Here is a 6350-nt window from a genome sequence, read left to right on the forward strand (position 1 = left end):
GGGTGGTACAGGTCGGGAGTGTCGGGGCGTATCAACTCCTCGTCGTGGCCAATGCGTTGGCGCTTGATCATTTCGGCGGCGGCCGGAGTTCCGGGGTGGAGCGCCGGGATCTTGATCATTTCCGGGGTCGTCATGGATACCGTCGCTGGGTCGTTCGCGTTCGTGCCGGAGCATGCCACCGGGCGGTATCTGGGCGGGTTCGGACTCGGCGCGGGGCTCGTGCGCGGTCACCGGAATGCTGGCGCCGCGTATTGTCGGCGGGCGGAAAGAGGGGCGGGGAATTGTGCCGGAGGGGGCGCGGAGCGGCGTATAGGAAATAGGTGTGTGGCCTATGAAATCGTTCGTCGGGAAATCCTGCCGGTCCCCTAAAGGGACCCCGCCCCCACGTCACCCCTCGCGGGGGCATACCGTGAGGAGTCGTACGTGTGTAGCGGGAGGAGTGACGGGATGGGCAGCCGTACCGCGCTGGTCGAGGATCTGATGGAGCGGTTTCCTGAGGTTCCTCGGGAAGCCGTCTTCAAGGAGGACCTGCTGCGCGGGGGAGTGGCCTTCGACCCCTCCGCGCTGAGCGACAACGAGGGCGGGGAGGTGAAGCCGAAGTCGTACTTCATCTTCTCGTTCGACCACGGGACCCTGCCCGAACTGGGGGAGGCCGCGCTGCGGAGGCCGCCGGAGGAGATCATCCTCACCGGTGGGCCGTACGACCTGCGGCGGACGGTCGTGTCCGTGCGGGTCAACCCGGCCTCGCCGTACCGGGTCGCGGCCGACGACTCGGGGATGCTCGGGCTGTACCTGGACGGGAAGCGGATCGCGGACGTCGGGGTGCCGCCGATGCCGGAGTACTACCGGCACAAGCTCTCCAACGGGAAGTCGGTGATGGAGGTCGCGCCGACGATCCAGTGGGGTTATCTCATCTACCTGACGGTCTTCCGGGTGTGCCAGTACTTCGGCGCCAAGGAGGAGTGCCAGTACTGCGACATCAACCACAACTGGCGCCAGCACAAGGCGGCCGGCCGCCCCTACACCGGCGTCAAGGACGTCGAGGAGGTCCTGGAGGCGCTGGAGATCATCGACCGGTACGACACGGCGAAGGCGTCCACCGCCTACACGCTGACCGGCGGCGCGATCACCAAGACCGTCTCGGGCCGCGACGAGGCCGACTTCTACGGCCACTACGCGAAGGCCATCGAGGAGCGCTTCCCGGGCCGCTGGATCGGCAAGGTCGTCGCGCAGGCCCTGCCGAAGGACGACGTCCAGCGGTTCAAGGACTACGGCGTGCAGATCTACCACCCCAACTACGAGGTGTGGGACGAGTACCTGTTCAAGATGTACTGCCCCGGAAAGGAGCGGTACGTCGGCCGCGACGAGTGGCACCGCCGCATCCTGGACTCGGCGGAGATCTTCGGCGCCCGCAACGTGATCCCCAACTTCGTGGCCGGCGTGGAGATGGCGGAGCCGTTCGGCTTCAAGACGGTCGACGAGGCGATCGCCTCCACCACGGAGGGCCTGCGCTTCTTCATGTCGCAGGGCATCACCCCCCGGTTCACGACCTGGTGCCCGGAGCCGACGACCCCGCTCGGCAAGGCCAACCCGGCGGGCGCCCCGCTGGAGTACCACATCCGCCTGCTCCAGGCGTACCGGCAGACGATGGAGGACTTCGGCCTCTCCTCCCCGCCCGGCTACGGCGAGCCCGGCCCCGGCCGCGCCGTCTTCTCGGTGAGCTCCTTCATGGACAGCCTCCCGGCGCAGGACGGAGCAGCGGTACGGTAAGCGCTTGCCGTGCCGGGTCTGTGTAACGGATGGGGCACGAGGTGAGCATCGGCGCGGCCGGCGCCGTATGAAGGACCGGAAGTCGGGTCTCTCGTACGGTGTCGGCCGCGCTTTTGAATACCGCGCTTGTCAGTTGTGCGGATGACGTGAAAAGCTTCGGCCCTGCCGCGAGGTTCCCCCCAACTCCTTTACCGCTATGGTGAGTTGACCTCGCATTCGAATGCAGGAGACCCATGCCCGACCTGCCGACCCCGAAGGACGCCGCGGAAGCCGCGCTGTTCTCCGAGTGCTGGGACGCCGTCCTTTCGTACGCCGACCTGTGCACGGCCGGCTCGACCGCCGCCCACCAGCTGGCCCGTGAGGCGTTCGCGCTCGGCATCCGCGAGGCCCGCGCCGCCGAGGACGGCACCCGCAGCATGGGCCGCCGCTCCGCCCGGCTGCCCCGCATACCCCTGCTGCTGACGGCCGTCCGCACCACCGCGGCCGGCTGGGAGGCCGGCGGCCACGGGCACCGCCTCGACCCCGACCTGCGCCTGTGGCTCAACTCGGACAAGGCCGCCCGCTACACCGGCCCGCCCCTGAGCCGCCCCATCGCCCTGCGCGGCCTGCGCGACATGCAGGAACCGGACGCCGCGCTGCTGTGGCTCGCCGAGGTCGAGGCGCTCCCGCTGCGCGCCGTCGCCCGCCGCCTCGGCCTCGACCCGCAGGACGCCGCCGAGCAACTCGGCGAGGTACGCGGCCTGTTCCGGGACCGCTGCCACCGCAACCACCTCGACACGCCGCTCGACGCGGAGTGCCGCTCCTACGTCCGCCTCCTCGACGCGGTCACCCGCTCGACCACCGCCGACACGCCCGAGGACCTCTCCCGCCACCTCGCGACCTGCGTCGAGTGCGCGGAGGCCGCCGCGTGTCTGCGCCTGCACGGCGGCGGACTGCCCGCCGCGCTCGCGGGCGGCGTCATCGGCTGGGGCGGCCTCGCCTACCTGGAGCGCCGCCGGCGCGCCGCCGAGGTACGGCTCGGCGCCGGACGGCCCGACCTGAACGACCCCGAGAGCGAGGCGGCCCAGGCCGCTGCGGCCAAGGCGAAGGCACTGCGCGGCGGGCTGCTCGTGGCCGCCGTCCTGGTGTCGGTCCTGGCGCTCGGCGTGTCGCTGATGCCGTTCGGCGGGGGCGACACGCGCGACGAGAAGGCATCGCGGGGGACGCCGACCGACTCCACGCCGGTCGTCGGGGGCGTGGGGGGCGTGCCCTCCTTCGAGACGCCCACGCCGAAGTCGGACAGCCCCTCGCCGTCCGGCGCGGACGGGCGCACCGACCCGGAGCCGCAGGGGACTTCGTCGGCCGCGGCGTCGCCGAGCCCGTCCTCGCCGGACAGTGGGACGGGTGGGGCCGGCGGGGCTTCCGGTTCCGGGGACGGCGGCGCGCTGTGCGCGGTCACCTACGACCTCGTCAACCAGTGGCCCGACGGCTTCCAGGCGACCGTCACCGTCACGACCGTCGAGAAGCTCACCGACTGGCACGTGTCCTGGTCCTTCAAGGACGGCCAGCACGTCGACCAGATGTGGGACGCGTCCGTCGCGCAGATGGGCTCGCGGGTCATCGCGACCGCCGCCGACTACAACAGGTCGGTCGCCGAGGGCGGCACGCTCTCCTTCGGGTTCCTCGCGTCCTGGGAGGGCAAGAACACGGCACCGTACGGGTTCACGCTGAACGGTCACCCCTGCGACTAGGGGGTCGAGCAGGGAACTTCGCGAACGCCCCGGACCTGTGACGGTCCGGGGCGTTCGGCCGTGTGCGGCCCTGCCTCTGGCAAGTTCAGTTACCCATCGGTATGTGTGACGATACGTTCCGTAGATGTTGATAACTCAAGCACGAAGGGGCAGGACATGACCACCCCTGTCTCCGCGCGCCTCCTCGTCGTCGACGCCGAGGACAGCGTCCGGGGCATGCTCACCATGGCGCTGGAGTTCGCCGGGTTCCGGGTGAGCGCCGCTTCGACCGGCCGGCAGGCCCTCGAACTCATCGCACGCGCAGCACCCGACCTCGTCCTGCTCGACGTCCGCCTCCCCGACATCGACGGCTTCCAGGTCTGCCGCATCCTGCGCGCCCGGGGCGTCACCGTCCCCGTCCTCTTCCTCGCCGGACGCGGCGGCGTCGACGACCTCGTACGCGGCCTCGACCTCGGCGGCGACGACTTCGTCAGCAAACCCTTCGAACTGCGGGAAGTCGCCGCGCGGGTACGGGCGTTGCTGCGGCGCAGCGGCATCCGGGGGACCGCCCCCGGGCCCAGCCACCTCAGCGCCGGGGAGGTCGAGATGGACCTCGACGCGCACCAGGTCCGGGTGTCGGGGCGGCCCCTGGAACTCACCGGCACCGAATTCGCCCTGCTGCGCTGCCTGCTGGAGAACCCCGGGCGGGTGCTGACCCGGGAGCAGCTCCAGGAGCGGGTGTGGCAGCGCAGGACGGAGTCGGGGAGCGTCGAGACGTATGTCTACTACCTGCGGCGGAAGTTGGGGGACCCGGGGCACACGCTGATCAGGACGGTACGGGGAGTCGGCTACCGGCTCTGCGTGGACTGAACCTGGCTGTACGGGACTTCACCGGTAGAGCCCCTCCACCTCCGCCGCGAAGTCCCCCAGCACCCGGTCCCTGCGCACCGTCCCCGTCGGCGTCAGGTGCCCCGACGTCTGCGTGAACTCCCCCGGCAGCACCGCGAACCGCCGGATGCCCGCGCCCGTCGCCGTGTTCGTCTCGTCCACCGCCTCCTGGAGCACGGCCCGCAACTCGGCGTCGTCCAGGAGCAGTTCGTACGGCGTGGCGGTGCGCTTCGCGGTCCGGCGCCAGTGGGTGAGGCCGGGCGGGTCGAGGGTGAGCAGCACGGTCACGTACGGGCGGGCCGCGCCGATCAGGACGGCCCGGGAGATCAACGGGTGGGCGCGCAGCCGGTTCTCGACGGCCAGCGGCTCGACCCGCTGTCCGCCGAAGGTCGTCAGCGTGTCGCAACGCCGCCCCGTGACGATCAGGTACCCCTCCTCGTCGAGCCGCCCCAGATCGCCGGTCGCCAGCCAGCCGCCCGGCGCCGCGGGCAGCAGCTTGGTCGCGCCGGGATCCCAGCGGCCGTGCAGGACATGGCGGCCGGAGACGTGGATCTCCCCGTCGTCCGCGATCCGTACGGCCGTCCCCGGCAGCGGGTGGCCGACCGTGCCCAGGCGGGGCCGCAGGGGCGGCGCGAGGGTCGCGATGCCGGTCGCCTCGGTCAGCCCGTACGTCTCGTACACGGGGACGCCCGCGCCCGTGTAGAACCCCGCCAGCTGCCGCCGCATGGCCGAACCGCCGCACACCACGTGTCCCACCCGGCCGCCCAGCGAGGAGCGCAGCCGCCGGTACACGCTCTGGTCGTACACCGCGCGCGCCGCCCGCAGCGTCCGCCCCGGACCCTCGCCCCGGCCCAGCCGGTGGCGCTGCTCCGCCTCCGCGAAGCGCGACGCGATCCGCGCCGACCGGTCGAACGCGGTCAGCTTCCCCGACTCCTGCGCCCTCGCCCGCAGATGGTGGAAGACCTGCTCCAGCACCGACGGCGTCGCGAACACCGCCGTCGGCCTGAACTCCTCGCACAGCGGGAGGAGTTCCTCCGGTACGGCGCTCGGCGCGTGGCCCGTCCGCACCCGGGCCCGGACGCAGGCCAGCGCCGCGACCCGGCCGAACGCGTGCGCCGACGGCGCGCACAGCAGGGCCGAAGTGTCCCGGCCCGCCGCCGACTTGAACGCCGGGAACAGCAACTCCACGACGTTGTCGACCTGTGCGAAGAAATTGCCGTGGGTCAGCGCGCAGGCGGTGGGCCGTCCCGTCGTGCCGGACGTGTACACGAGCGACGCGGGCGTGCCCGGGCCGAGCATCCCGCGCCGCACCCCGACCTCCGCGTCCGGCACGTCCTCGCCCAGCTCCGCGAGCCGCTCCAGATGCCCCCGGTCGATCACCCACACATGCCTCAGCCCCACCGACTCCGGTGCCACCGCCGTGACTTGGGACACGCTCTCCGTCACCAGCGCCGCCGCGCCCGAGTGCCGCAGCACCCACTGGATGCGGCGCGGCGAGAACGACGGGTGCACCGGCACGGTCACCAGACCCGCCGCCCACGCCGCGAAGTCCGTCAAGGTCCACTCGTACGAGGTACGCGCCAGCACCGCGATCCGGTCACCCGGCGAAAGTCCTTCCGCGATCAGGCCCTTGGCGAGCGCCGTCACCTCGCGCGCGAATTCCTCCGCCGACACGTCCAGCCAACGGCCGTCCCCCGTACGCCTGCTGAACACCACGTCCCGCGGCGCCCGGGTCGCGTTGTCGAACGGCAGGTCCGCGAGCGAGCCGTACCCCACCGCGGGCACCAGCGCGGGCACCGAGACCTCCCTGACCTCCCCGCCGTCGTACCGGACCAACTCCGGCTCCACGACCGGCGGTTCGATCCCGTCGATCAGCGTGGACGCGAGCGGATAGAGCGAGGACACGGGCAGCTCCGGAGTGGGGGGTGAGCGGCGGGGGGGTCAGGGAGGTCTCGGTGCCGGCGCTGGTGCCCGCGGTGGGGT

Annotated in this window: 4 protein-coding genes; 3 read left to right on the forward strand and 1 reads right to left on the reverse strand. The window is 71.8% G+C overall.

The window, feature by feature from the left end; all coding sequences use genetic code 11:
* Nucleotides 1–447 precede the first annotated feature (447 nt).
* From AOK24_RS37980 to AOK24_RS37990, 3 genes are all read left to right on the forward strand, one after another.
* Nucleotides 448–1770 carry a radical SAM protein gene (locus AOK24_RS37980; protein ID WP_055724494.1) on the forward strand — a complete coding sequence of 441 codons (1323 nt, stop codon included), beginning with the start codon at nt 448–450 and terminating at the stop codon, nt 1768–1770.
* Between the two features lie 233 nt (nt 1771–2003).
* Complete coding sequence (locus AOK24_RS37985) at nt 2004–3500, forward strand: cellulose-binding domain-containing protein (RefSeq protein WP_055724495.1); 1497 nt, start codon at nt 2004–2006, stop codon at nt 3498–3500.
* Between the two features lie 156 nt (nt 3501–3656).
* A complete protein-coding gene (locus tag AOK24_RS37990) occupies nt 3657–4349 on the forward strand; it encodes a response regulator transcription factor (RefSeq protein ID WP_055724496.1) in 693 nt (230 codons plus the stop codon).
* 18 nt (nt 4350–4367) lie between these two features.
* Here AOK24_RS37990 and AOK24_RS37995 read toward each other — a convergent pair whose 3' ends face one another.
* Nucleotides 4368–6272, reverse strand: coding sequence for an AMP-dependent synthetase/ligase (locus AOK24_RS37995; protein ID WP_055724497.1), 1905 nt, complete (start codon nt 6270–6272; stop codon nt 4368–4370).
* Nucleotides 6273–6350: the final 78 nt, after the last annotated feature.

Source organism: Streptomyces niveiscabiei, from assembly GCF_001419795.1.
GTDB lineage: Bacteria > Actinomycetota > Actinomycetes > Streptomycetales > Streptomycetaceae > Streptomyces > Streptomyces niveiscabiei.

Excerpts from the sequence above, each read along its gene's own strand:
- AOK24_RS37980 (WP_055724494.1), top strand. The coding sequence starts at position 448 with ATGGGCAGCCGTACCGCGCTGGTCGAGGATCTGATGGAGCGGTTTCCT.
- AOK24_RS37985 (WP_055724495.1), top strand. The coding sequence starts at position 2,004 with ATGCCCGACCTGCCGACCCCGAAGGACGCCGCGGAAGCCGCGCTGTTC.
- AOK24_RS37990 (WP_055724496.1), top strand. The coding sequence starts at position 3,657 with ATGACCACCCCTGTCTCCGCGCGCCTCCTCGTCGTCGACGCCGAGGAC.